General features: G+C 65.4%; 20 protein-coding genes. 9 read left to right on the forward strand and 11 right to left on the reverse strand.

All coding sequences use genetic code 11. From position 1 onward, the window contains the following. Window positions 1-108 precede the first annotated feature (108 nt). The 5 genes from EEB18_RS17480 to EEB18_RS17500 form a co-directional block, all read right to left on the reverse strand. Window positions 109-318 (reverse strand): helix-turn-helix domain-containing protein, encoded by a 210-nt coding sequence (locus tag EEB18_RS17480; protein ID WP_187138910.1) that lies wholly within the window; start codon window positions 316-318, stop codon window positions 109-111. Further along, complete coding sequence (locus tag EEB18_RS17485; protein ID WP_187138909.1) at window positions 318-845, reverse strand: DUF2975 domain-containing protein; 528 nt, start codon at window positions 843-845, stop codon at window positions 318-320. Before EEB18_RS17485 ends, EEB18_RS17480 begins: the two co-directional genes overlap by 1 nt. 89 nt (window positions 846-934) lie before the next feature. Beyond that, window positions 935-1,255, reverse strand: coding sequence for a DUF2218 domain-containing protein (locus tag EEB18_RS17490; protein ID WP_187138908.1), 321 nt, complete (start codon window positions 1,253-1,255; stop codon window positions 935-937). 12 nt (window positions 1,256-1,267) lie between these two features. Further along, window positions 1,268-1,834: a PadR family transcriptional regulator gene (locus EEB18_RS17495; protein ID WP_187138968.1), complete on the reverse strand. Its 567-nt coding sequence runs from the start codon at window positions 1,832-1,834 to the stop codon at window positions 1,268-1,270. 161 nt (window positions 1,835-1,995) lie between these two features. Further along, complete coding sequence (locus tag EEB18_RS17500; RefSeq protein ID WP_156377715.1) at window positions 1,996-2,199, reverse strand: hypothetical protein; 204 nt, start codon at window positions 2,197-2,199, stop codon at window positions 1,996-1,998. A gap of 441 nt (window positions 2,200-2,640) precedes the next feature. Here EEB18_RS17500 and rplJ point away from each other — a divergent pair, with 441 nt between their 5' ends. Further along, entirely contained in the window at window positions 2,641-3,156 is a 516-nt protein-coding gene (rplJ, locus tag EEB18_RS17505) for a 50S ribosomal protein L10 (RefSeq protein ID WP_056348365.1), read from the forward strand. Between the two features lie 58 nt (window positions 3,157-3,214). Continuing rightward, on the forward strand, window positions 3,215-3,586 hold the full coding sequence (gene rplL, locus EEB18_RS17510; RefSeq protein ID WP_056348362.1) for a 50S ribosomal protein L7/L12: 372 nt from the start codon (window positions 3,215-3,217) through the stop codon (window positions 3,584-3,586). A 102-nt stretch (window positions 3,587-3,688) separates the two neighbouring features. On the opposite strand, the gene EEB18_RS17515 is transcribed toward rplL, so the two are convergent. Both EEB18_RS17515 and EEB18_RS17520 read right to left on the reverse strand, forming a co-directional pair. Beyond that, complete coding sequence (locus EEB18_RS17515) at window positions 3,689-4,627, reverse strand: hypothetical protein (protein WP_187138907.1); 939 nt, start codon at window positions 4,625-4,627, stop codon at window positions 3,689-3,691. Window positions 4,628-4,860: 233 nt separating this feature from the next. Continuing rightward, window positions 4,861-6,384 (reverse strand): hypothetical protein, encoded by a 1,524-nt coding sequence (locus EEB18_RS17520; protein ID WP_187138906.1) that lies wholly within the window; start codon window positions 6,382-6,384, stop codon window positions 4,861-4,863. A gap of 135 nt (window positions 6,385-6,519) precedes the next feature. On the opposite strand from EEB18_RS17520, the gene EEB18_RS17525 reads away from it, so the two are divergent. Together EEB18_RS17525 and EEB18_RS17530 are read left to right on the forward strand one after the other, a co-directional pair. Beyond that, on the forward strand, window positions 6,520-7,548 hold the full coding sequence (locus EEB18_RS17525) for a phosphoribosylglycinamide synthetase (protein ID WP_187138905.1): 1,029 nt from the start codon (window positions 6,520-6,522) through the stop codon (window positions 7,546-7,548). Then, window positions 7,545-8,432, forward strand: coding sequence for an NTP transferase domain-containing protein (locus EEB18_RS17530; RefSeq protein ID WP_187138904.1), 888 nt, complete (start codon window positions 7,545-7,547; stop codon window positions 8,430-8,432). Before EEB18_RS17525 ends, EEB18_RS17530 begins: the two co-directional genes overlap by 4 nt. Here the strand turns inward: EEB18_RS17530 and EEB18_RS17535 are convergent. Both EEB18_RS17535 and EEB18_RS17540 read right to left on the reverse strand, forming a co-directional pair. Next, window positions 8,367-8,696 carry a beta/gamma crystallin-related protein gene (locus EEB18_RS17535; RefSeq protein ID WP_187138903.1) on the reverse strand — a complete coding sequence of 110 codons (330 nt, stop codon included), beginning with the start codon at window positions 8,694-8,696 and terminating at the stop codon, window positions 8,367-8,369. The genes EEB18_RS17530 and EEB18_RS17535 overlap by 66 nt on opposite strands. Before the next feature lie 100 nt (window positions 8,697-8,796). After that, on the reverse strand, window positions 8,797-10,239 hold the full coding sequence (locus EEB18_RS17540) for a carotenoid oxygenase family protein (RefSeq protein ID WP_187138902.1): 1,443 nt from the start codon (window positions 10,237-10,239) through the stop codon (window positions 8,797-8,799). A gap of 85 nt (window positions 10,240-10,324) precedes the next feature. Between EEB18_RS17540 and EEB18_RS17545 the strand changes: the two genes are divergently transcribed. Together EEB18_RS17545 and EEB18_RS17550 are read left to right on the forward strand one after the other, a co-directional pair. Then, window positions 10,325-10,933, forward strand: coding sequence for a TetR/AcrR family transcriptional regulator (locus tag EEB18_RS17545; protein WP_262407983.1), 609 nt, complete (start codon window positions 10,325-10,327; stop codon window positions 10,931-10,933). A gap of 92 nt (window positions 10,934-11,025) precedes the next feature. Then, window positions 11,026-12,813 carry a sensor domain-containing diguanylate cyclase gene (locus EEB18_RS17550; RefSeq protein WP_187138900.1) on the forward strand — a complete coding sequence of 596 codons (1,788 nt, stop codon included), beginning with the start codon at window positions 11,026-11,028 and terminating at the stop codon, window positions 12,811-12,813. A gap of 43 nt (window positions 12,814-12,856) precedes the next feature. Here EEB18_RS17550 and EEB18_RS17555 read toward each other — a convergent pair whose 3' ends face one another. Beyond that, entirely contained in the window at window positions 12,857-13,147 is a 291-nt protein-coding gene (locus EEB18_RS17555) for a hypothetical protein (RefSeq protein WP_187138899.1), read from the reverse strand. 398 nt (window positions 13,148-13,545) lie between these two features. On the opposite strand from EEB18_RS17555, the gene EEB18_RS17560 reads away from it, so the two are divergent. Beyond that, window positions 13,546-14,214, forward strand: a complete 669-nt coding sequence (locus EEB18_RS17560; RefSeq protein WP_262407984.1) for a DUF4197 domain-containing protein — start codon at window positions 13,546-13,548, stop codon at window positions 14,212-14,214. 158 nt (window positions 14,215-14,372) lie between these two features. On the opposite strand, the gene EEB18_RS17565 is transcribed toward EEB18_RS17560, so the two are convergent. Continuing rightward, window positions 14,373-16,730 carry a TonB-dependent receptor gene (locus tag EEB18_RS17565; RefSeq protein WP_187138898.1) on the reverse strand — a complete coding sequence of 786 codons (2,358 nt, stop codon included), beginning with the start codon at window positions 16,728-16,730 and terminating at the stop codon, window positions 14,373-14,375. Window positions 16,731-16,872: 142 nt separating this feature from the next. Between EEB18_RS17565 and EEB18_RS17570 the strand changes: the two genes are divergently transcribed. Beyond that, a complete protein-coding gene (locus EEB18_RS17570; protein WP_187138897.1) occupies window positions 16,873-17,553 on the forward strand; it encodes a TetR/AcrR family transcriptional regulator in 681 nt (226 codons plus the stop codon). Between the two features lie 224 nt (window positions 17,554-17,777). Further along, entirely contained in the window at window positions 17,778-21,956 is a 4,179-nt protein-coding gene (rpoB, locus tag EEB18_RS17575; protein ID WP_056348324.1) for a DNA-directed RNA polymerase subunit beta, read from the forward strand. Window positions 21,957-21,958: the final 2 nt, after the last annotated feature.

Consider the following 21,958-nt stretch of genomic DNA (forward strand, 5'->3'; position numbering starts at 1 on the left):
GCCCTTGGGCATCGGTCACAAAAATTCCTTTCTCGGCACATGCGAAAGGCGGCCGAAAGCGACCGCCTTTCATCTCAACGCCGGAGCGGGATTTGCGTTCCCGCGCGGTCAGCCATCGGCCTCATGGACGAGCAGGTCGCCCGGCTGGCACCCGAGTTCGGTGCAGATCGCCTCGAGCGTCGAAAAACGCATCGCTTTGGCCTTGCCCGTCTTGAGGATCGACAGATTGGCCAGCGTGATGCCGATGCGCTCGGACAGGTCGGTTAGCGTCATCCGCTTCGCGTGGAGGAGGTCGTCCAGTTTCACGACGATCGCCATCACACGGTTCCTTCCAGTTCGTCGCGCATCGCTGCGCCCTGTTCGAACACCGCCGCGAGGACGAAGGCGAGCAGGATGGCGAGGATGTTGTTCAGCGACAGCCCGCCCATGCCGGCAAATTCGCTGTGCGCCGCCGCGACGCTGCTCGCGATCATGTGGAGCGGGATCGCCAGCAGCTGCGCCGCGACAAGGCCCCAGCCGATACGGCGGAGGCGCCGAGCATTCGCGGGGACGAAGGGATCGCCGGTCGCGGCGCTGGCGACCAGTGCCTGCAACTGGCGCAGCACATAGACGGCAACCGCCAGGATCGCCGCCAGCACGGCCATCATCCAGAGCAGTTGCGACTGGATGATGCCGGGGTCGACAAAGACCTTGCTGTTCTTCAGCTCGACCATCACGTCGGGCCAGGCGGCGACCAGCGCGATGCCGACGACGAGCACGAGCACGGTGGCCGCCGCCACCAGCCCCAGCATGAGCCAGAGCAGGCCGCGGGTGACCCCGAGCAATGTGGAATGTTGAGCGGGCATATCGTTCTCCGATAGGTTGTTTATCGAAGAACAATATTGCGAGTCGTCCTTATCGTCAATCGATATTATCGAAAAACGATATTTCGGGCCTAGGCCGCCTTCCAGTCGAACGTCAGCGGCGCTTCGCGGAAGGCGAAGCGATCGAGGTGGCGCGCCACGGCACCCTTCAAACCCTCGAGCTGGCCGTCGATGCTGGCATCGATGCGGACCGCCAGCGCATCCGCGCCGGCATCGAAGGTCACCAGCCCGTCGCCCGGCCACTCGGCGCCGCGAGCGTCCTTGGGAAAGGTAACGGTGCCATGGTCGGCGGTGAATTCGACCGCGAGGTTGTGCTGCCAATGCTTGCACAGTTGCTGGAGATATTTGCCGGCATGCGCGGTGGGCACGCTGGCGGTTGCCGATATCGTCATATCCGTTGCTCCTTACAGCCGTTCGATCTTCTGCGCGGCTTCGTCGATCAGCGCGACGACTTCGTGCAGCTTTGCCTCGTCGATGTCGCGGTCGCCGAGCCGATTGAGCAGCACCTGGCGCAGATTGCCCATCGCGCGGCGGACCGATCCGCCATCGGTCCGCTGCCGCTCTTCGCCGACCTCGGCCAGCCGCGCGAGCAACGCGTCTACGATATCCTTGTTCGCGTCGAGTTCGGCTGCGCCATCGGGGGTGATCGCGAACAATTTCTTGGCGCCTTCGCTTTGCTGCGCGGCGATCTGGCCCATGTCGTCGAGCAGGGTGAGGGTGGGGTAGATGACCCCGGGGCTGGGGGCATAGGCCCCGCCGGTCAGTTCCTCGATCCGGCGGATCAGGTCATAGCCATGGCGCGGTTCGTCGGCGATCAGCCGGAGCAGCACCAGCCGCAGTTCGCCGCTGTCGAACATCCGCCGCCGCGACCGGCGGCCATCGTCGCCGCCTCCATGTCCGTGGCGACCGCCGAAGCCGCGTCCATGGCCGAAGCCCCGTCCGTGTCCGCCGTTGTGCATCGCGCGGCGCATGCCGCAGCCGCGTCCTTCCATCTTTCCGTAAAACATCATATGGTCCTTAGAGCTATTTCCGATAGCTCTAAGATATATCTTATGAATGGCTGCACAAGGGGCGTCCGCAAATTTTCCGGACATGATCCTGCGGCTTTTGTGAACCGATGCGCCGCGAGGCGTCAAAGGCCTTCTTCCCGGGCCAGTGCCAGCAGGCGTTGCCAGTGGCGCCGGTCCCGGCCGTTCAGGCCGCGATCGGCGGCGCGCCGTTCCAGTTCGGGGCGTGTGTTGTCCCCGTGTTTCAGCTTCATCTGTTGCAATGCGTCGAGGTCGTCGGCGAGCTTTTGTGCCGCACGTCGACCGCCGAACATATCCGAAAAACCCAATGATCCCTCCTGTCGACATGGAAGATGCACGGGGGGAGTGACATCAAGTTGTGACAACTTATCAGATTAAAGGAGGCTTGTCTTGGGGTTGGCTGATCTCTTGCCGTCCCGGGCGGGGAACGGAGTCGGCCAGGCGGCGCATCGGCCTTGACTTCCCGAGCGCCGACGCTATTGGCCACCGCACATTGTCGCTGCTCCGGCAGCGGCGATTCCGTCCGAGACAGTTGGTGAAGGGAATATGCCCTTCTTAATTTCCAGCCGAGACGGGGAACAGTCTTTATCGGTCGCCCGCCTGGTTTCAGGTGACGCGGCTTGACCGACCCCATCGGACATCGTTGCGCAAAGGACAGGCGAGCTTTGGCTCGCTGCCGCCTTTGCGTGTTTTAGCCGCCCGGCGGCGCGCGCTTGCGCGCGGTACCGGGCACAGAGTGGAGTATAGGCATGGATCGTACGGAAAAGGCCGAAGCCGTATCCTCGCTGAACGCTACGCTGTCGTCAGCTGCCTCGGTTGTGGTCGTCCGCAACCTGGGTCTGACCGTCGCTCAGTCGACGGTGCTGCGCCAGCAGATGCGTGATGCCGGGGCCGACTTTCGCGTCACGAAGAACCGTCTTGCCAAAATCGCGCTCGACGGCACGTCCTACACCGGCATCGGCGAACTGCTGACCGGTCCCACGGCGCTCGCAACCTCCACCGATCCGGTGTCGGCTGCAAAGATCGCGGTGGAATTTGCCAAGACCAACGACAAGCTTGAGATCGTTGGCGGCGGCATGGGTGACGTGGTGCTCGACGTCGATGGCGTCAAAGCGCTTGCTTCGCTTCCCTCGCTCGACGAGCTGCGCGCCAAGATCATCGGTCTGGTGCAGGCTCCGGCCACCAAGGTTGCGCAGATTGCCGCAGCCCCGGCGGGCCAGCTGGCGCGGGTTTTTGGCGCATATGCCGCCAAAGAAGCAGCGTGATTTCGAACTAACCCCTTGAACTACTGCCGGGATATCCCGGCTCTGATGGAGAATGAACATGGCTGATCTTGCAAAGATCGTTGAAGAACTGTCGACCCTGACCGTCCTCGAAGCGGCTGACCTGTCGAAGCTGCTCGAAGAAAAGTGGGGCGTTTCGGCTGCCGCTGCTGTTGCTGCCGCTCCGGCCGCTGCTGCTGCCGGCCCGGCTGCTGAAGAGCAGACCGAATTCGACGTCATCCTGACCGGTGACGGCGGCAACAAGATCAACGTCATCAAGGAAGTCCGCGCGATCACCGGCCTGGGTCTTGGCGAAGCCAAGGCGCTCGTCGAAGGCGCGCCGAAGCCGATCAAGGAAGGCGTGAACAAGGCGGAAGCCGAAGAGCTGAAGGCGAAGATTCTCGCTGCCGGCGGTACCGTCGAACTGAAGTAAGCTCTTGTCCGGGCCCCTTCGCGGGGGCGCAGGCTGGAATAGGAAAAGGGCGGTGCCTCGCGGCGCCGCCCTTTTCTGTTTCCGGATACTTCAGGCAGTTAACTAGCTGCCGACGTACCCGGGACGAAGCCGGCCGGGAAAGAGCGGCGCCTGATCGGGGCGGCGCGTCGTCTGTTTGGCAAGCGCGGGTTCGGGACGGTTGGCGATTTCCCACGCACTGACCGGCTGGCGCGCGACCTGCGGTTGATCCATCAAGCCATCATATTCCATCCGCTCCTTGCGGTCATGGAAACGGGCGCGCTTCAGGCGCTTCTTGAGCGTCAGGAACGGGTTGTTGGCGGTCGGTCCGACCATTGCCAGCGCCTCGTGGCGTCCCATGCTGCCGCTCGGTGCGGCTGCGAAGGCCGGCGTCGAGCGCTGGGCTGGCGCGGGGGGCGCGATGACCTGTTCGTCGCGCAGCGCATAGGCGGGCGCTGCCGGAGCGATCAGGGGTTCGCGAACCGCCGCCGGGGCGATGGGTTCCACTACCGGGACATCGGCATATTCGACCGTCGATTCGGTCCATGCCTCGCGCGTCCGGCGACGGCGGCTGAAAGCCAGCGCGGCACCGCCGACTATCAGCAGCGCGGCGGCACCACCGGCGAGCTCCCACGGAAAGCCGTCAGTGGCGGGTGCCGCATCGGCGACCGGCGTCGGAACCGGATCGACCGTCGGCGCGCCCGGGGGCAGGCTTTCCACGGGCAAGGTGCTGGCCGCGGCTTCGGCGGGAATCGCTGCACTTGAGACAGCCGCGACGGGCGCAACTGCAACCGGTTCGGGCGCGGCGGTGCGTGCCGTTGCTGTCGGACGCGCGGCGGCCTTGGGCGCGGCGCGCGGCGTCGCCTTGGCGACCGGAGCGGGAGCGGGTTCGATATCGACGGGAACGCGGATCACCGGCGCGGGCTGCGTCGGTGCGGCGACCGGGGCGCTCATTGCCGGCGCCGGAGCCGTCGTCGGCGCGACCGGCGGCACCATCACCGGCGGGGCGACCGGCTCGGCCACGGGTGCGGTGGTTTCCTGCGCGAAAGCGCTGGGGCTGGACAGAACCAGGAACGCGGCAATCGCGCACGTGGCGGGGCGGGAGAGGGGAATGTTCTTCGTCATAGTGAAGGGCCAACGAACGGCACGCAAAAAATGCTGCCGAATAGCGGCGATTTTCACGATGAACCGTGGCAGCCGGACGGCGCGGCGATGATTCCGACTCGTTTCGGCGCCTTGCGGCGTCGGAATCGCGGTCAGGCGTGTTGGGGCGGGCGCGACGAATCCATTGCCGCCGCCGCGGCGGAAATCGCTGCGCCGATCAGCCCCATGTCACGGTCGAACCGGGTGTCGAGCGCCGCATCGTCGAGTGTCGCCATCTCGACCATCATCGGCATCGACAGCGAAAGCCGCAGCGTCCCGGCGGCGCGGCCATCGGCCAGACCATGCGTGCGCACCGGCTGGCCCAGGCGGATTTCGCGACCCAGCCATTGGCGCGATTGGCGCGCGATATGGCGATGGATTGCCCGCGCCTGATCGAAATCGCAGGTCGTCCAGCGTGCGGAGAGGTCGAGCGTGCGCAGGGTCGCGGCGGCGAGGCAGGGCGCGGTCCTGTCTTTGCCGTCGCTGTCCAGTACGTCGCGCAGTTCGAGCCGCGCGACCATCCGGCCGACATGATGGCCGAAGCGTGCGGCGATATGATCGACCTGCGGCGCGGGCAGCGCGGCAAAGCGTTCGATCTCGATCATCGCCGCCTGCAGGCGAAGGAGCAGGCCGAAATTGCCCGACGCCGGCAAACGATCGGCCCCCGGCCAGTCCGCCGGCCATTCGGCGCGCGTCGCGACGCGGCGATAACCGTCGGGAAGCGGCATGGCTCTGGCCCGCACCGCGTCGGGGATCAGGGCGAAGCCGCTGAACGGCGGCCCGCCGGCGAATTTCGATCCGGTCATCAACACGACGCAACCGAGCGCGAGGTAACGGCGGATCGTCGTAGGCGCGACGCGCAGCTGGCACGCGTCGACGACGATCGTCACCGCGTCGCCGAAGGCCGCGACGATCCGTTCGACATCGGCGAGGACCGGCAGGGTCAGTCCCGATTTCGACCCGTGGACGACATGGACGACCGGACGGCGGTCGTTTGCGATCGCTCGCTGCGCAGCGGCGGCGAGGTCGTCGGCGACGGTGCTCGACGCGCGCGGTCGTCCGGCGGCGTCGCGCACGGGAACATCGACCAGTTCGGTGCCGGCAAAGGCGGGATCGATCGCCGATTGCGCGACGACCCGCGCGCCGGTCGCGGTCTCGTCGGCGAAAAAGCGCCCCGCGGCGCTGTGGACGCAGCCGCTGCCGACTTCGTCGCGCCCGAGCAGGATCGCGGTGAGCGGTCGCCCGTCATGGGCCGCGGCAAGTCCCGCATATTCGAGGTCGGTGCCCGACGCGGCGAACACCACTGCGGTGTCCGGCGTCCCAAAGGCTTCGACCAGCTTGAAGCGCAGGATCGCCAGGGCCTCGGCATAATCGCCCTCGGCGACGGGGCGGTCGAGCCCGTGATGCCAGCGATCGAGCAGGGTATGAAAGGCGTGGTCCGAGATGCTGCTGATCGTCGACGAGCCATAGGCGAGTGCGTCCGACGGCAGCACGCTGGCATGATATTGGTTGCGACCGTCGGCGTCGGGGCGGATCCGCGCATCGCCGCCGCTGGTGAGTGCGGTCGCCAGCCGCGCTGCGTAGCGTTTGGCGGGCGGAAGGCGGGGTTCGTCGGCGGGAATCGCGTTGAGCAACATCGGGAGCGCGGTCCTGGCAAGGGGAGGGCAAGACCGATGTCTACCGCCCCAACATGACAGAGATTTGGCGTTTTGGTTTCAGCGCCGTCACCGAAAGGTCATGCCGCTGCAACCTCCGTGTGGTCGAACCGCCTTATGCGAACCACCTCTCTTCAGCCCACGCGGCTGCCCGACGCCATCCGCCAACAGCGGCTGCTCTTCATCGCCAAACATGCGCGCTGGACCGGCGCCTTGCACCCCGAGGACGGCAACCACGCCCTCTATCACCGCGAGATTCGCGAGATATTGGAAGGGCTTGGTGTCCCGCTTGTCATCGCTGACAGCTATGCGGCGCTGTTCGACAGACCCGATGCCGATTTCGTCTTTCCGCTGCTCAACCGGGGTGGCTTCTTCAATTCGGAAATGCTGCTGCCCCTGCTCTGCAACCGCATGGGCCTGCCCTATGTCGGCGCCTCGCCGATCGTGCGCGGACTCTCCGACGACAAGCATCTGACCAAGCTGGAGGCGGCCGCGCGCGGCGTGCCGACCGCGCCCTGGGCCTTGTTCCGCCGCGGCGCGACGGTCGACGTGTCGCGCTGCCCGCCCGCCTCGCGCTGGGTGATCAAGCCGAACAACAGCTCGGCGTCATGGGGCATCCGCGACGCGCACGATCGCATCGAACTCGCGCAGGCGGTCGCCGAAATCCACGCACTCGACCATGATGCGATCGTCGAACCCTTCATCACCGGCAGCGATGTCGAGGTACCGGTGATTACGCTGGACGGCGAACCCGCGATGCTGCCGATGATGATCTTCGAACAGGCCGATCCGACGCACCTGCGCACCTATCAGGAAAAGCGCGACCTGGTCGACCGCAGCGCCAAATATAGCCTCAAACTGTTCGACGAACCCGAAATCGGTGCGCGCATCGCGGCGATGACCGCGCAGATGGCCGAGGTCTTCCGCCCGTTCGATTTCGGGCGTTTCGAGTTCCGCGTCGACTTCGCGACCGGCGAGGTGCGGCTGCTCGAGGTGAACCTCAACTGCAATCTCTGGTCCGAAAAAGTCTTCGGCCGCGCCGCCGTCGCTGCCGGATTTACCCAGGCCGACCTGATCGAGACGATCGTCGCCGAAAGCATGCTCCGCCAGTTGGCGCCGGCGGCGGCGCGGAGGGACGCGGCATGAGCGGACAGCAAACGGGCCTCGGTTCTATCCTCATCCTCGCGGGGCGGCGGCCCGGCGCGGTCGACGCCCTCGCCGAGGCGCATGGCGTCGCCGACAAATGCCTGGTGCCCGTTGCAGGCCGTCCGATGGTCGCGCATGTGCTCGTCAGCGCCGCCGCGACCGACGCGGCGCGCATCTTCGTGTCGAGCCATCACGAAGGACTGGCCGACGATCTTGGCGATATCGTCGTCGACAGCCTCGGCGATCGCCTGGTGTTCGTGCCCGCTTCCGACAATCTGGCGGATTCCGTACTCGCTGTTGCTGAACAGGCGGATTTCCCGCTGCTCGTTACGACCGCCGACAATTGCCTGCTGACCCCCGCGACGATCGCCGAAATCAGCGCCGAAGCGGCGCGCCTCGGTGCCGAGGCGGGGGTGGCGCTGGCGCGGCGTGAGGATGTGCTGGCGGCGCATCCTGAGGGCCAGCGGCGCTTTTACGAATTTTCGGACGTCGCGGTGTCGAACTGCAACGCCTATTGGATCGGCCATCGCAGAGCGCTGAAAGCAGCCGAGGCATTTCGCGGCGGCGGCCAGTTCGTCAAGAAACCGGTGCGTGTGATGCAGGCGTTCGGCCTGATCAACCTGCTCCGCTTCCGCTTCGGCCTCGGGCCGATCCATCACATCTTCGGCCGCATCTCGAGGCATCTGAAGGTCGAGGTCGCGGCGCTGATCGTCCGCGACGGCGCGACCGCGATCGACGTCGACAACGACCGGTCGCTGCGCGCGACCGAGGCGATCATGGAAAAGCGCCGGCCGCCGCAGCGACCGGACGCGGATCTATTACTTGGCCTTGACCACGCGGGCCGACTTGATCATCGCCTTGCCGATGCCGGTCTCGTTGGCTGACACGGTCAGGCAATTGCCCTTGAACTTGGGCTTGTCGCACAATTCCCAGGTTTCGCCGGGGTAGACGGCGATGCTGCCGACGAGGAAGTCGTGCTGCAGCGACGGTTCGTCCTTTTCGAGGCGATAGGAATCGCCGTCGAACTTCTGGCCTTCGAACAGGGTCAACGTGCCTTCGATCGTCTTGGACTTATCCTGTGCCGCAAGCGGGCTTGCCAGCAAGGTGAGGCCGGCAGCGACGGCTGCGAGGCGGGTGAAACGGGCCATGCGGAATCTCCTTTATGGTGACCCTCATGGCGGAAAAAAGGGACCGGCGTCAACTGGGTGACGCCGGTCTCGAAATTGTCCCGTTTCAGTGGTTTGGGCGTCAGTCGGCGACCCAATTGCCGTGGAACCCCGGCGGGATGCGGTGCGGCAGGTGGATCACCGCCTGCGGCGCGCCGGTGAAATCGTCGGCGTTGAGGATGACGAGGTCTGTGGTCTCGTCGTTCATGTCGACGACGAGACCGATCAGCCAGCCATCGTCCTCGGCACCATTTTCGCTGCGCGGGACAAAGACGAATTCGCCGGGGTGGCGATCAGGGCCGAAGTCATGCGCCGTCGTGGTGCCGGCATCGAGGTCGTGGCGGAACAGTCGCGTTTCAGCCAGTGCCCATTCGCTCGATTGCGCATCGGGAATGGCCACGCTGTAGGCGTAGCGATAGGGCCGGGTCGTCAGCCGCTCGTCGTAGCGTGGGAATTCCTGCGCATGATCGTGGATCACGGTGCGGGTCGTCGTGCCGGCCGCGGGATCGATCGTCCAGCGTTCCATGCGCGATTTTTCGCTGTCGGGGCCGCGCTTCGAGCTTGCGAACATCGTTTCGTGGGCGACGACGTCGACGATCACCTTGCCGTCCGCCGTCTCGAAGGCGTTGGCGGGGTGGAAGACATAGCAAGGCTCGACCGGAACCCAGACGATGTCGTCGGCGCCGCCCTTTCTGGGGAGGAGGCCGACCCGCGCCTGATGCGCGTCGTTCCACGCATAGGGGAAGCGGTAGCCCGCCAGCAGCATCTTCATCGAGAAGGTCACCGGCAGGTCGAGCACCAGCACATAATTTTCGGTGATCGCGCAATCGTGGATCGACGGACCGTCGCTCACCGGGATCGCCAGTTCGCGGACGACCTGCGCATCCTTGTCGAGCACGACGTGCCAGACCTTATTCGGCTCGTCGCCGCGATAGGTGATCGCGTGCATTTCGTCGGTGAAGGGGTCGTGGTGCGGGTGTGCGGTAAAGGCGCCGGCGAGGCTGCCGTCGAACGGGTTGTGAGCGATCGTGTTCAATTCGTAACCCAGTTCGACCGGCTTGCCGCCCGCCTCGACGATCGCGAAGGTGCGGCCCGCGAGGCCGACGACGTTGGTGTTGGGGGCATCGTTGCGCCCTTCGCGCGGGCCGGGGGGCAGATCTTCGCCGAGGGCTTCGCAGGCCTCGCTGCCGCGCACCCAGCGATTGCGATACCAGTCGGCCTTGCCGTTCGCGATGCGGATACCATGGACCATGCCGGCGCCGGTGAACCAGTGATAGCTGGCGGGATCGGGGGCGATCGCGGGGTTGGGGCCGTTACGCAGGTAGCGGCCGGTCAGGGCGGCCGGGATTTCGCCGTCGACGCGCAGTTCCTCGAGCGTGAATTCCTCGGTCATCGGTTGGTGGATGCCGGTCAGGAAGGGATGCGCGTCGGTGGGGCGGGGGAGGCGCTTGCGGTTGAAATCGGCGACCTTGCCGATGGTTTTGGTGACGGCACCGCGGATGATGGTTTCGACGTTGCTGGCCATGATGAAGCTCCGTACGGAAGTTGGCGAAGGTGCCGCGCAACGTGGGGTTGCGTGGGCGACTCGATATGTTTACAGTGACAACATGATGGCGAGCAAAGATAACAGTGTCAACATAAAAAGCGACGGCGCGAAAGCGGCGGGCACCTATCATCATGGCGACCTGCGCGCGGCGGTGATCGCGGCGGGACTCAAGCGGCTGGAAGCCGGCGACGACGGCGAACTGGGGCTGCGCGCGTTGGCGCGCGACGTCGGGGTCAGCGCGACCGCGCTTTACCGCCATTTCCCCGACAAGGAGGCGCTGCTCGACGCGCTCGCGGGTGAGGGATTGCGGCGGCTCGGCGCGCTGCAGGCGCAGGCGTGGCTGAAGGCGGGCGGCGGGGTCGCGGGCTTCAAGGCGACCGGCGCCACCTATGTGCGGTTCGCGCACGACGAACCGGCGTTGTTCCGCCTGAGCTTCACGCGCCAGATGCCCGACCGCAAGGATGGCGAAGACGACGGCGGCGAAGTGGCGTATAATTTGCTCCGTGCCGGGGTCGGCGAGGCGCTGCCGGGGGTGAAGGACCCCGATGTTGCCGCGCTGCACGCCTGGGCGCTGGTCCACGGCCTCGCGATGCTGATCCTCGACCGCCGCATCGACTGGGACGAGGCGATGGTCGCACAGGTCGTCGGGCTGACCTTCGGCGGGGTGGCCTGACCGCCGGCGCCGCGACCGGCATTTCGTCGCAAATCCAGGGCGGCGGCGCTTATGTTATCGATTTCTTTGCCAATTTCGATCAGTCTTGCGGCATGACGCGGTCGATGTCCCCCAAGGTCGAGACGCTGTTCTGGTCGCTTTTGACGGCGCTGGGCTATTTCCTGCTCGCCAGCCTGTCGCTTGCCGCGACCAAGGGCGCTGATAATATCGCCGCTGTGTGGCCGCCGTCGGGCTATCTGCTCGCGATGCTGCTGCTGGCGCCGGCCGGCGCGCGGATCGGCGCCCTTGTCGGCATGGCGGGTGCGAGTGTCAGCGCCAATATGCTTGGCGGCGCCCCGCTGTCGCTGTCGGCCGCCTTCACCTTGGCCAATGCCGTCGAGGGTAGCGTCGCGCTGTGGATGATCAATCGCCGCGAGCGCGGCATATTGTCGTTCATGGTGCCGCGCTCGGTCGGCAATTTCTGTATCGCGGCGCTGACCGCCAGTTGCGCCAGCGCCGGTATCGCGACCTTGCTGACCGGTGGCGGTTTCGATTTTTTCCGGTCGTGGCTGACCACCGTCGGGCTGGGAATGCTGATCGTCACCCCGCCGATCGTCATGCTCGCGCGGCTTGCCGGAGCGGGCGCGCTCGGCAACAGCAATCGCGCCGGGACCGTCGAGGCGACCGCGATACTGACCGCGGCGGCGGCGATCACCACGGTCTGTTTTTCGCAGGCCGAATTCCCGGTCACCTTCCTGCCGTGCGTCGCGGTGGTCGCGGCTTCCTATCGTCTCGGCCCGTTCGGCGCCGCGGCCAGCGTGCTGATCGTCACGATCGTCGCGTCGTGGATGACCGGGCACGGGCTCGGCCCGATCGCCAACATGGACGCCGCGCCGACGACGATCGTCCTGTTCCTGCAATTCTATCTGCTGACCCTGTTGTTTACCGCGCTGCCGCTCGCGGCGCTGCTCGTGGTGCGGCAACGGCTGGCAAAACGGCTCGAGCAGAGCAACCGCTGGCTGCTCCAGGCCGAGGCGGCGGCGCTCGTCGGCCATTGGCGCGTCGACCTTGTCCGCTGGACGATCCAATGGTCGGATCAGGCCTATCGCATCCACGGGCTGGAACCCGACACCCCGATGACGGTTCAGGGCAGCCTCGACCGTTATATGCCCGGGGACGGCGACCGGATGCGCGCGACGCTGGAAAAGGCGGTCGCCGACGGCACATCCTTCGCATTCCATGGCCAGATCATCCGCCCCGACGACGAGGTGCGCGACATCGTGTCGCACGGCTCGATCGAAATGAGCCGTGGCGGCAAGCCGGTGGGCATCTTCGGCACGATCCAGGATGTGACCGAGACCGTGGAGAACGCCCGCATGCTCGAAGCGGCGCGAAGCGATGCCGAGGCCGCGGCGAACACCGACGCACTGACCGGATTGCCGAACCGCCGCCACACGCTCGCCTTCCTCGAGAGCGCGCTGGTCGGCGCGCGGGAGAATGGTGCGCCGCTGGCGGTCGCGATCTTCGACATCGACCATTTCAAGCGGATCAACGACATCCACGGCCATGGCGTCGGCGACGCGGTGATCCGCCGCGTCGCGCAGCGCGCCAAGGCGTCGCTGCGCGAAGAGGATATGGTCGGCCGTTATGGCGGCGAGGAATTCGTCTGCGTGCTGCAACGGTCGAGCGCGCAGGCCGCCGAATTGGTCGCCGAGCGGGTGCGGCAGGCGGTCGAGGCCTTGAACGGCCGCGCCGACGACGACGGTCCGCCGGCGACGGTCAGCATCGGCGTCGCGGTCTATGCCGGCGAGACCGGCGTCGAGGAACTGCTCCAGCGCGCCGATGACGCGCTCTACACCGCCAAGCGCGAAGGACGGAACCGGCTGCGCATGGCGGCTTGACGGGGTGTGAGGTCGGCTTTGGGGTGGGGCGCCGTCAGTAATTTCAGATGATGGTTGCGCCATTGGCTATCGCGACGAAGCCACAACCGGAGAAGGCAAGTATCACCACGCGCCAGATGTTCCGGTTGACGCGACCGATGCCTTTGCATTGTCCGAATAAGCTCACCTGGTGGCCGACGAGCCAAGTTACAGACATGAAGAGCAGCCAATTGCACGCCATAATGGGCCAAATGGGAAATTCCGGGGCCACAAAAGTGCTCACCAGCATGGAGAGGGAGGCGGCGACCGAAAGGATTGCGGCCACGATGACCGCTCGCTGTTTGTCTCGCAACATCTACGCTCTCGCAACAATACCCATTACATGTTTGAATGGGCCAGGAATCCATCGTCCGCAACCGATCGTTTGCCGTCATCGCCCCGCTCGGAGCCGCGCGGACGAGAAGGGGTAGAAAGCGGGCGTCGCCGCTCCTCGCTGTCGCGCAGCGATGGGGAGGTGGCAGCGCGCAGCGCTGACGGAGGGGCCGACGCCGTCAAAGGCTGGCGCAAGGCCACCGCCCCTCCACCACCGCTGCGCGGCGGCCCCCCTCCCCACGGCTGCGCCGCAGGGAGGATTTTTAGGGCTGGCTTCGGTCGTTAGCGGACGTCATCCGTCTCACCGACGCTCTATGGCGGCCAACGCTTTGCTGCTACAACCGGCCCGTCGATTGCGGCAGGCCCGAGCAGGAGTGCGTCATGGAGTGGGACGAGACGGAAATGCGGCGCCGGGCGCTGTTTGCGGGGGCGGCCGGGATGCTGGCGCTCGCGGTGACGCCATTCGCCATGGCCAAGGCGCCGAACGGCGGCGTGAAGTCGCTGATCGGCAACGCGTCCGACGGGGCGCTCGACAAACTGGCGCAGCCGGGGGCCTTTTACGCCGACAAGGCTGTGCGCATCCTGTTGCCGGGGGCGGGCGGAAAAATGGCGTCGAAGCTGTTCGGCATGGGCGACAAGCTGGGCCTGACGACCAATTTGACCAGAAGCCTGAACGACGCCGGCGGCAAGGCCGCGGGCGAGGCGAAGCCGGTTTTTCGTGCCGCGATCGACGACCTGCGCTGGTCCGACGCACCCGCGCTGGTGACCAAGAAGGATGGCGCGACGCGCTATCTGCAGACCAGCGCGGGGGACGTGCTGTTCACCAAAGTGTCGCCGCTGGTCGGATCGGCGCTGCAGAATGTCGGCGCCTTTCGCCAGCTCGACGATTTGTCGAAGGGCAATTCGCTGTTGGCGTCGGCGGGGCTGACGCATGACGGGCTGACCAAGTCGGTGACCGAGCAGGCGCTGAAAGGCATTTTCCAATATATGGCGGGCGAAGAGGCGGCGTTGCGGAAGAATCCGGCGAATTTGTTGAAGGGGATTTTCTGACGTCGGTCGGCGCGCGCGGGGGCTGCCACTCAAGTCTCGTCATTGCGAGGAGCGAAGCGACGCGGCAATCTAGAGCGGCGTAAACCGCTCTGGATTGCTTCGCTTCGCTCGCAATGACGAAGCTTATGAGAGCGGCGTTGCGACCGCGGCGGCCGTGCTCACTCCCCGCCGAACCGCGTCGTCAACTGCACCCCGATCACCCGCGGTTCGCCCGCGTAGAGGCTGTTGAAGCCCAGGCTGTTGTCGAACTGCACCGCCGACACCGCATAGCGTTTGCCCGTCAGGTTGGTCGCGAAGATCGCGATCTGGCTGTTGATGCTCTCGATATCCACCGACGCGCGGGCGCCGAGCAGGCCGTAGGCGGGCTGGCGCAGGCTGTCGCGGTAGATCGCCGAACCGACGAGCTGGGTCGCGCTGCGCCAGGTCCAGTCGACGCTGAGCCTGAGTTCGCCGAAATCGAGCGGCGCCGCGTAGGTGGCGCCGAGGCGGTAGCTGTATTTGGGGAATTGGAAGGGTTCGTTCGAGCGGTCGCCGGTGACGTCGGTGAAGTCGAGATATTTGGCGTCGTTGACCCCGAGGCTGCCCGACAGGGTCAGCCCGTCGAGCGGGATCGCGGTGACCTCGAGCTCGCCGCCGCGGATCCGCGCGCGCGCCGCGTTGGTGACCAGGCTGACGATCGCGCCGCCGGGCGAGGCCTGGACGATCGTGCGCTGGATGTCGCTGTAGTTCGCTTGGAAGATCGCGGCGTTGATGCGCAGCCGCCGGTCGAACAGATCGGCCTTTGTCCCGACTTCGTAATCGGTGACGGTTTCGGGGGCGAAGGCGGCGAAGCTGTCGGCGCTGCCGGTGCCGCGCAGATTCTGGCCGCCGCCCTTGAAGCTGCGCGCGGTGCGGGCATAGACCAAGAGCCCCGGCCGCAGTGTCCAGTCGACGCTGGCGAGATAGCTGTAATCCGAAAAGCCGTCCTTGAAGACCGCCTGGCAGGTGCCGCCGAGTTGCAGCGCCGGCGGGATGTTGCACACCGCGCCGCCCGACGAGCGGTTGAACGAGCGCAATTCCTTGCTTTCCTCGGTCCAGCGCAGCCCGCCGGTGAAGCGCAAGGCATCGGTCAGGTCATAGTTGAACTGGCCGAACACCGCCCAGCTACTGTTCTTGACGAAGCCGTCGGTGATGTTCGGATTGGTCGCGTTGATCGTGCCGAGCGCTGTGGCACGCGAGAAGTCGCGGCCGGTTTCCTCGTTGAAATAGGCGCCGACGATCCAGTCGAGGCTTTGGCCGATAGTGCCGCTGAACTGGAATTCCTGGCTGAGATTCTTGGCGTGGCTGGAAAGGCTCGCCTCGAGCAGCGGGAAGGGCGAAGCGTCGAGGTCGACGTCGAGCCAGCGTTTCAGCCAGCGCGCCGCCGAGATCGAGCGGAAGGACAAATCTGGCGTCAGCTCAACCGCCAGGTTCGAGCTGACGCCATAGGTGCGCGCATAAATGCCCTGCGCGCCCGTTGCATCATTGTCGTAAAATCCGCGCCGGTCGACGAGACCGGCGAAAAGCGTGCGGGCCTGCGCCAGCGCGGCGCCGATCGCGGGGCCGTTGGCGACCGGATCGGCGAGCAGCGCCGGGTTGAGGATGCCCTGGCTGATCGCGATGTCGATCAGCGCCGGGGCGGGGTTGGGAGTGCCCGCGGCGGGGCTGGGGAAAGGGCTGACGAAGGCGAGCTTGCTGACCGGTCCGTCGCCCTTGGTGCGGGTGTAATCGGCCGAGATCGCCCAGCTGACCGCATCGTTGGGGGTGAACAGCGTGTTGGCGCGAAAGGCGATCTGCTCGCGCCCGCCGATGCCTTGGTTCAGGCCGTTGACCCCGAGCGACCCGTTGTCGAGCCAGCGGCCGACGAGGCGCACACCCAGCTTGTCGGTGACGACGGGCAGGTTGAACACCGCGCCGATATCGTAGCGGTCGTGGGTCGCGCCGCTCGCCTGGACATAGCCGCCGACGCCCGACAGGTCGGGCTGGCGCGTCGTGATGTTGATCGCGCCGCCGGTGGTGTTCTTGCCAAACAACGTGCCCTGCGGCCCGCGCAGCACCTCGACGCGTTCGGTGTCGAACAGCGCGGTTTCGAGGTTCGACGAGCGGATGTAGTTCACCCCGTCGACATAGACGCCGATCGGCGATTCGATGGTCAGGATCGAATCCTGCTGCGACTGGCCGCGGATCGTCAGGAGGACACCGGTCGGGTCGGCGCTCGACGTCTGGACGAAGAAGTTCGGGGTTTGCTTGGCGATGTCGGCGATGCCCTCGACATTGGCGTCGGTCAGTTGCTGCGCACCAAAGGCGGTGATCGCGATCGGAATCGTCTGCGCGACCTCACTGGTGCGGCGCGCGGTGACGACGATATCCTCGATGCCGCCCTGCGTCGTCTCCGCGTCGGCAGGGGCGGGGGCGGGCGCTTCCTGTGCCGCGGCGCCGGTGGCGATCGCGATGCTGGCGCTGGTCAGCAGCAAAAACAGTCCGTGCGTCATTCTCATTTTGCTCTCCCTCCATCGCGCGCCACCGGCTGGAGCCGGTCTGTTCGTCCGCGAGACATTGAGGCCCACTTATCACACTAAGTGAGATAGATGCAACATTTTGCCTCATAGGGTGGGATATGCTAGCCAGCGCGTCTCAACGATGGAGGGAAAAATCGCGAGTCTCGGCCCAAATCTGCGCCCCGCGAGCGGCGATGCAGCGCGCGCGGCGGTGCTCGACGCTACTGCCGAGGTGGTGTCGCGCATCGGTTTTCACGACACGACGATCGATCATGTCGTGCGCGAATCGGGGGTGTCGCGCGCGACGCTCTATCGCTGGTTCGGCAACCGCGACGGATTGCTGCTCGCGTTGCTCCAGCATCTGGCGGGACCGTATCTGGAGCAGGGGGCGAAGATCGCGGTCGGGCTGGGGCCGATCGAGGACCGGCTGGAGCAGGTGATCGCGGGCGGGATCGAAAGCATTTGCAACACCCCGTGGATCCACAAGGTCGCGCAGGACGGGCTGCTCCACGACGATTTCTCGATCTTCCTCGCGGCGCACAAGTCGATCACCGGGGCGCTGGTGCGGTCGATGTTCGACGGCGCGATCGCCTCGGGCGGCTGGGCGCCGCCCGACGATCTCGACCGGTTGATCGAATGGCTGCTCCACCAGATGCTCGTGCTCGGTGCCGAGGATTATGACGATCCGCTGGAAATCCGGCGTCGCGTCGCCATCTATGTGATGCCGGTGCTGAACCTGCCGGCGCCGCCGGGCGGCGCTGGCGGCGATATCGCCGCGCGGCTGGAGCGGATCGAACGCAAGATCGACGGGCTCGATCGCTGAGGTTCCTGTCGTCGCCGCGTTGACAAAACAGGGCCCCGATCCTATATCGCCGTCACACCCCATCGTCCGAGATAGAGCCTGACTTTGCGCGGCAGGCTGTACGGATAGGTCGGCGGGGATTTCGACAGGCGTTTGAAAGCTGCGGTAAACCGGCGACGGTTGCCTGCGGCTTTTTTCGCGTCGATGCGCCCACGAGTTATTTTATCAAGGCGAGACAATCACTTATGGCGACCAAGGCGAAGTCGGTGGGCAAGGCCCTCGAAGCAACCGCAAGCAAGCGAATCCGTAAGCTGTTCGGCAACATCCACGAAGCGGTGGAAATGCCCAACCTCATCGAGGTGCAGCGCGAATCCTATGAGCAGTTCCTGCGCTCGGATCCGTCGACGGGTTATGTTTCGGGCCTCGAAAAGACGCTGCGCAGCGTTTTTCCGATCCGCGATTTCGCCGGCACCGCCGAGCTCGACTTCGTCCACTACGAACTCGAGGCGCCGAAATACGACGTCGACGAATGTCGCCAGCGCGGCATCACCTATGCGGCGCCGATGAAGGTCACGCTGCGCCTGATCGTCTTTGAAGTCGACAGCGAAACCGACACCCGTTCGGTCCTCGATATCAAGGAGCAGGACGTCTACATGGGCGACATGCCGCTCATGACCGAGAACGGCACCTTCTTCGTCAACGGCACCGAGCGCGTCATCGTGTCGCAGATGCACCGTTCGCCGGGTGTGCTGTTCGATCACGACCGCGGCAAGACCCACTCGTCGGGCAAGTTCCTGTTCGCCGCGCGCGTGATCCCGTATCGCGGGTCGTGGCTCGACTTCGAATTCGACGCCAAGGACATCGTCAACGTCCGTATCGACCGCAAGCGCAAGCTGCCGGTCACCAGCCTGCTCTATGCGCTGGGCATGACGGGCGAGGAAATCCTCAACGACTTCTATGACCGCCTCGTCTTCGAGCGCGCCGAAAATGGCTGGCGCGTGCCGTTCATGGTCGAAAACTGGCGCGGGTCGAAGCCCGCGTTCGACGTCGTCGACGCCAAGACCGGCGAAGTCGTCTTCGCCGCCGGCCACAAGATCAGCCCGCGCCTCGCCAACAAGGCGGCGAAGGACGGTCTCGACACGCTGCTGATCCCGACCGAGGAAATCTTCGGCCGTTACTCGGCCTATGACCTGATCAACGAAGCCACCGGCGAGATCTACATCGAAGCCGGCGACGAAGTGTCGGCCGAGAATCTCGAGAAGATCGACGGCGCGGGCATCGACAAGCTCGTCCTGCTCGACATCGACCACAACAACACCGGCCCCTGGATCCGCAACACGCTGAAGGTCGACAAGGCCGAGGACCGCGACCAGGCGCTTTCGGACATCTATCGCGTGATGCGCCCCGGCGAACCGCCGACGCGCGAAACCGCGGAAGCGCTGTTCGGCGGCCTGTTCTTCGACGCCGAGCGTTACGACCTGTCGGCCGTCGGCCGCGTCAAGCTCAACATGCGCCTCGGCCTCGACGCCGAGGATACGGTGACGACGCTGCGCAGCGAGGACATCCTCGCCGTGGTCAAGGAACTGGTGAACCTGAAGGACGGCAAGGGCGAAATCGACGATATCGACAACCTCGGTAACCGTCGTGTCCGCTCGGTCGGCGAACTGCTCGAAAACCAGTATCGCGTCGGCCTGCTCCGCATGGAGCGCGCGGTGAAGGAGCGCATGAGCTCGGTCGACGTGTCGACCGTGATGCCGAACGACCTGATCAACGCGAAGCCCGCGGTTGCCGCGGTGCGCGAATTCTTCGGCTCGTCGCAGCTTTCGCAGTTTATGGACCAGACCAACCCGCTGTCCGAAGTGACGCATAAGCGTCGCGTTTCGGCGCTCGGGCCGGGCGGTCTGACGCGCGAGCGCGCGGGCTTCGAAGTCCGCGACGTTCACCCGACGCACTATGGCCGCATCTGCCCGATCGAAACGCCGGAAGGCCCGAACATTGGTCTGATCAACAGCCTCGCGACCTTCGCGCGCGTCAACAAATATGGCTTCATCGAAACCCCCTATCGCAAGATCATCGACGGCAAGGTCACGACCGACGTCGTCTATCTGTCGGCGATGGAAGAGCAGAAGCACACCGTCGCGCAGGCGAACGCCGATCTCCACGAGGACGGCAGCTTTGTCGAGGACCTGATCTCGGCACGCGAAGCGGGCGAATTCCTGATGGCGCCCAAGGCGCAGATCACGCTGATGGACGTGTCGCCGAAACAGCTCGTTTCGGTCGCGGCATCGCTCATTCCGTTCCTGGAAAACGATGACGCCAACCGCGCGCTGATGGGATCGAACATGCAGCGTCAGGCCGTGCCGCTGATCCGGGCCGAAGCGCCCGTCGTCGGCACCGGCATGGAAGAAACCGTTGCCCGCGATTCGGGCGCGGCCATCGCGGCCCGCCGCGGCGGCATCATCGACCAGGTCGACGCGACGCGTATCGTCATCCGTGCGACCGATATGGTCGAACCCGGCAAGTCGGGCGTCGACATCTATCGCCTGCAGAAGTTCCAGCGTTCGAACCAGAACACCTGCATCAACCAGCGTCCGCTGGTGAAGGTCGGTGAAGTGGTCAAGACGGGCGACATCATCGCCGACGGTCCATCGACCGAACTGGGCGAACTGGCGCTGGGCAAGAATGTGCTCGTCGCGTTCATGCCGTGGAACGGCTATAACTATGAGGATAGTATCCTCATCAGCGAACGCATCGTGAAGGACGACGTCTTCACCTCGATCCACATCGAGGAATTCGAAGTCACCGCGCGCGACACGCGCCTTGGCCCTGAAGACATCACGCGCGACATCCCGAACGTCGGCGAGGAAGCGCTGCGCAACCTCGACGAAGCGGGTATCGTCTATATCGGTGCCGAAGTCGGCCCGGGCGACATTCTGGCCGGCAAGATCACCCCTAAGGGCGAATCGCCGATGACGCCGGAAGAAAAGCTGCTGCGCGCGATCTTCGGTGAAAAGGCCAGCGACGTGCGCGACACCTCGCTCCGCCTGCCGCCGGGCGTGTCGGGTACGGTCGTCGAAGTCCGCGTCTTCAACCGCCATGGCATCGACAAGGACGAGCGCGCGATCGCGATCGAGCGCGAGGAAATCGAGCGTCTGAAGCAGGACGCCGACGACGAGCGCGCGATCCTCAACCGTGCGACCTTCTCGAGCCTGAAGGACCTGCTGATCGGTCAGACGACCAGCGCGGTGCCGAAGGGCCTGAAGAAGGGCGATGTGGTCACCGAGGACATGCTGGTCGAACTCGACCGCGGCGATTGGTGGAAGCTGGCGGTCGTCGAAGACAATGCCCAGACCGCCCTCGAAGCGATCAAGGCGCAGTATGACGACGCGATCAAGCGGATCAGCGCGAAGTACGAAGATCGCGTCGAAAAGCTGCAGCGCGGCGACGAACTCGCCCCGGGCGTGCTCAAGATGGTCAAGGTCTTCGTCGCGGTGAAGCGCAAGCTGCAGTCGGGCGACAAGATGGCCGGCCGTCACGGCAACAAGGGCATCATCAGCCGCATCCTGCCGATCGAGGACATGCCGTTCCTCGAAGATGGCACGCACGTCGACTTCGTGCTCAACCCGCTGGGCGTGCCGTCGCGCATGAACGTCGGGCAGATCCTGGAGACGCACCTCGGCTGGGCATCGCGCGGCTTTGGTCGCCGGATCACCGCGGCGCTCGAAGATTGGCGCATGGCGAACCCCGACCCCGAGGCGGGCGCTCCGCCCGAGGCGGTGCGCGAAGCGCTTCTGCAGGCCTATGGCGATGAATATGCGGACGAAATCAAGGCGCGTAGCGCCGATGAGGTCGTCGAGCTTGCCGGCAATCTTTCGGTGGGTGTGCCCTTTGCAACCCCGGTGTTCGACGGCGCGCGCGAAGGCGATGTGTCCGAGATGCTGGAACGCGCCGGTCTCGACCGGTCGGGTCAGGTCGATCTGTACGACGGCCGCACCGGCGACCGCTTCGACCGCAAGGTGACGGTGGGATATATGTATATCCTGAAGCTCCATCACCTCGTCGACGACAAGATCCACGCGCGTTCGATCGGGCCCTACTCGCTTGTTACCCAGCAGCCGCTGGGCGGTAAGGCGCAGTTCGGTGGCCAGCGCTTCGGGGAAATGGAAGTGTGGGCGCTCCAGGCTTATGGCGCCGCCTACACGCTCCAGGAAATGCTGACGGTGAAGTCCGATGACGTGATCGGCCGCACCAAGGTTTACGAAGCGATCGTCAAGGGCGACGACACCTTCGAGGCCGGCATTCCCGAAAGCTTCAACGTGCTCGTCAAGGAAATGCGCTCGCTGGGTCTCAACGTCGAACTGTCTTCCTATGCGGAGACCGATCCCGACGAAGGCCCCGACGCCCTTCCCGAAGCCGCCGAATAAGA

The organism is Sphingopyxis sp. OPL5, from assembly GCF_003797775.2.
In the GTDB taxonomy this organism is placed as follows: domain Bacteria; phylum Pseudomonadota; class Alphaproteobacteria; order Sphingomonadales; family Sphingomonadaceae; genus Sphingopyxis.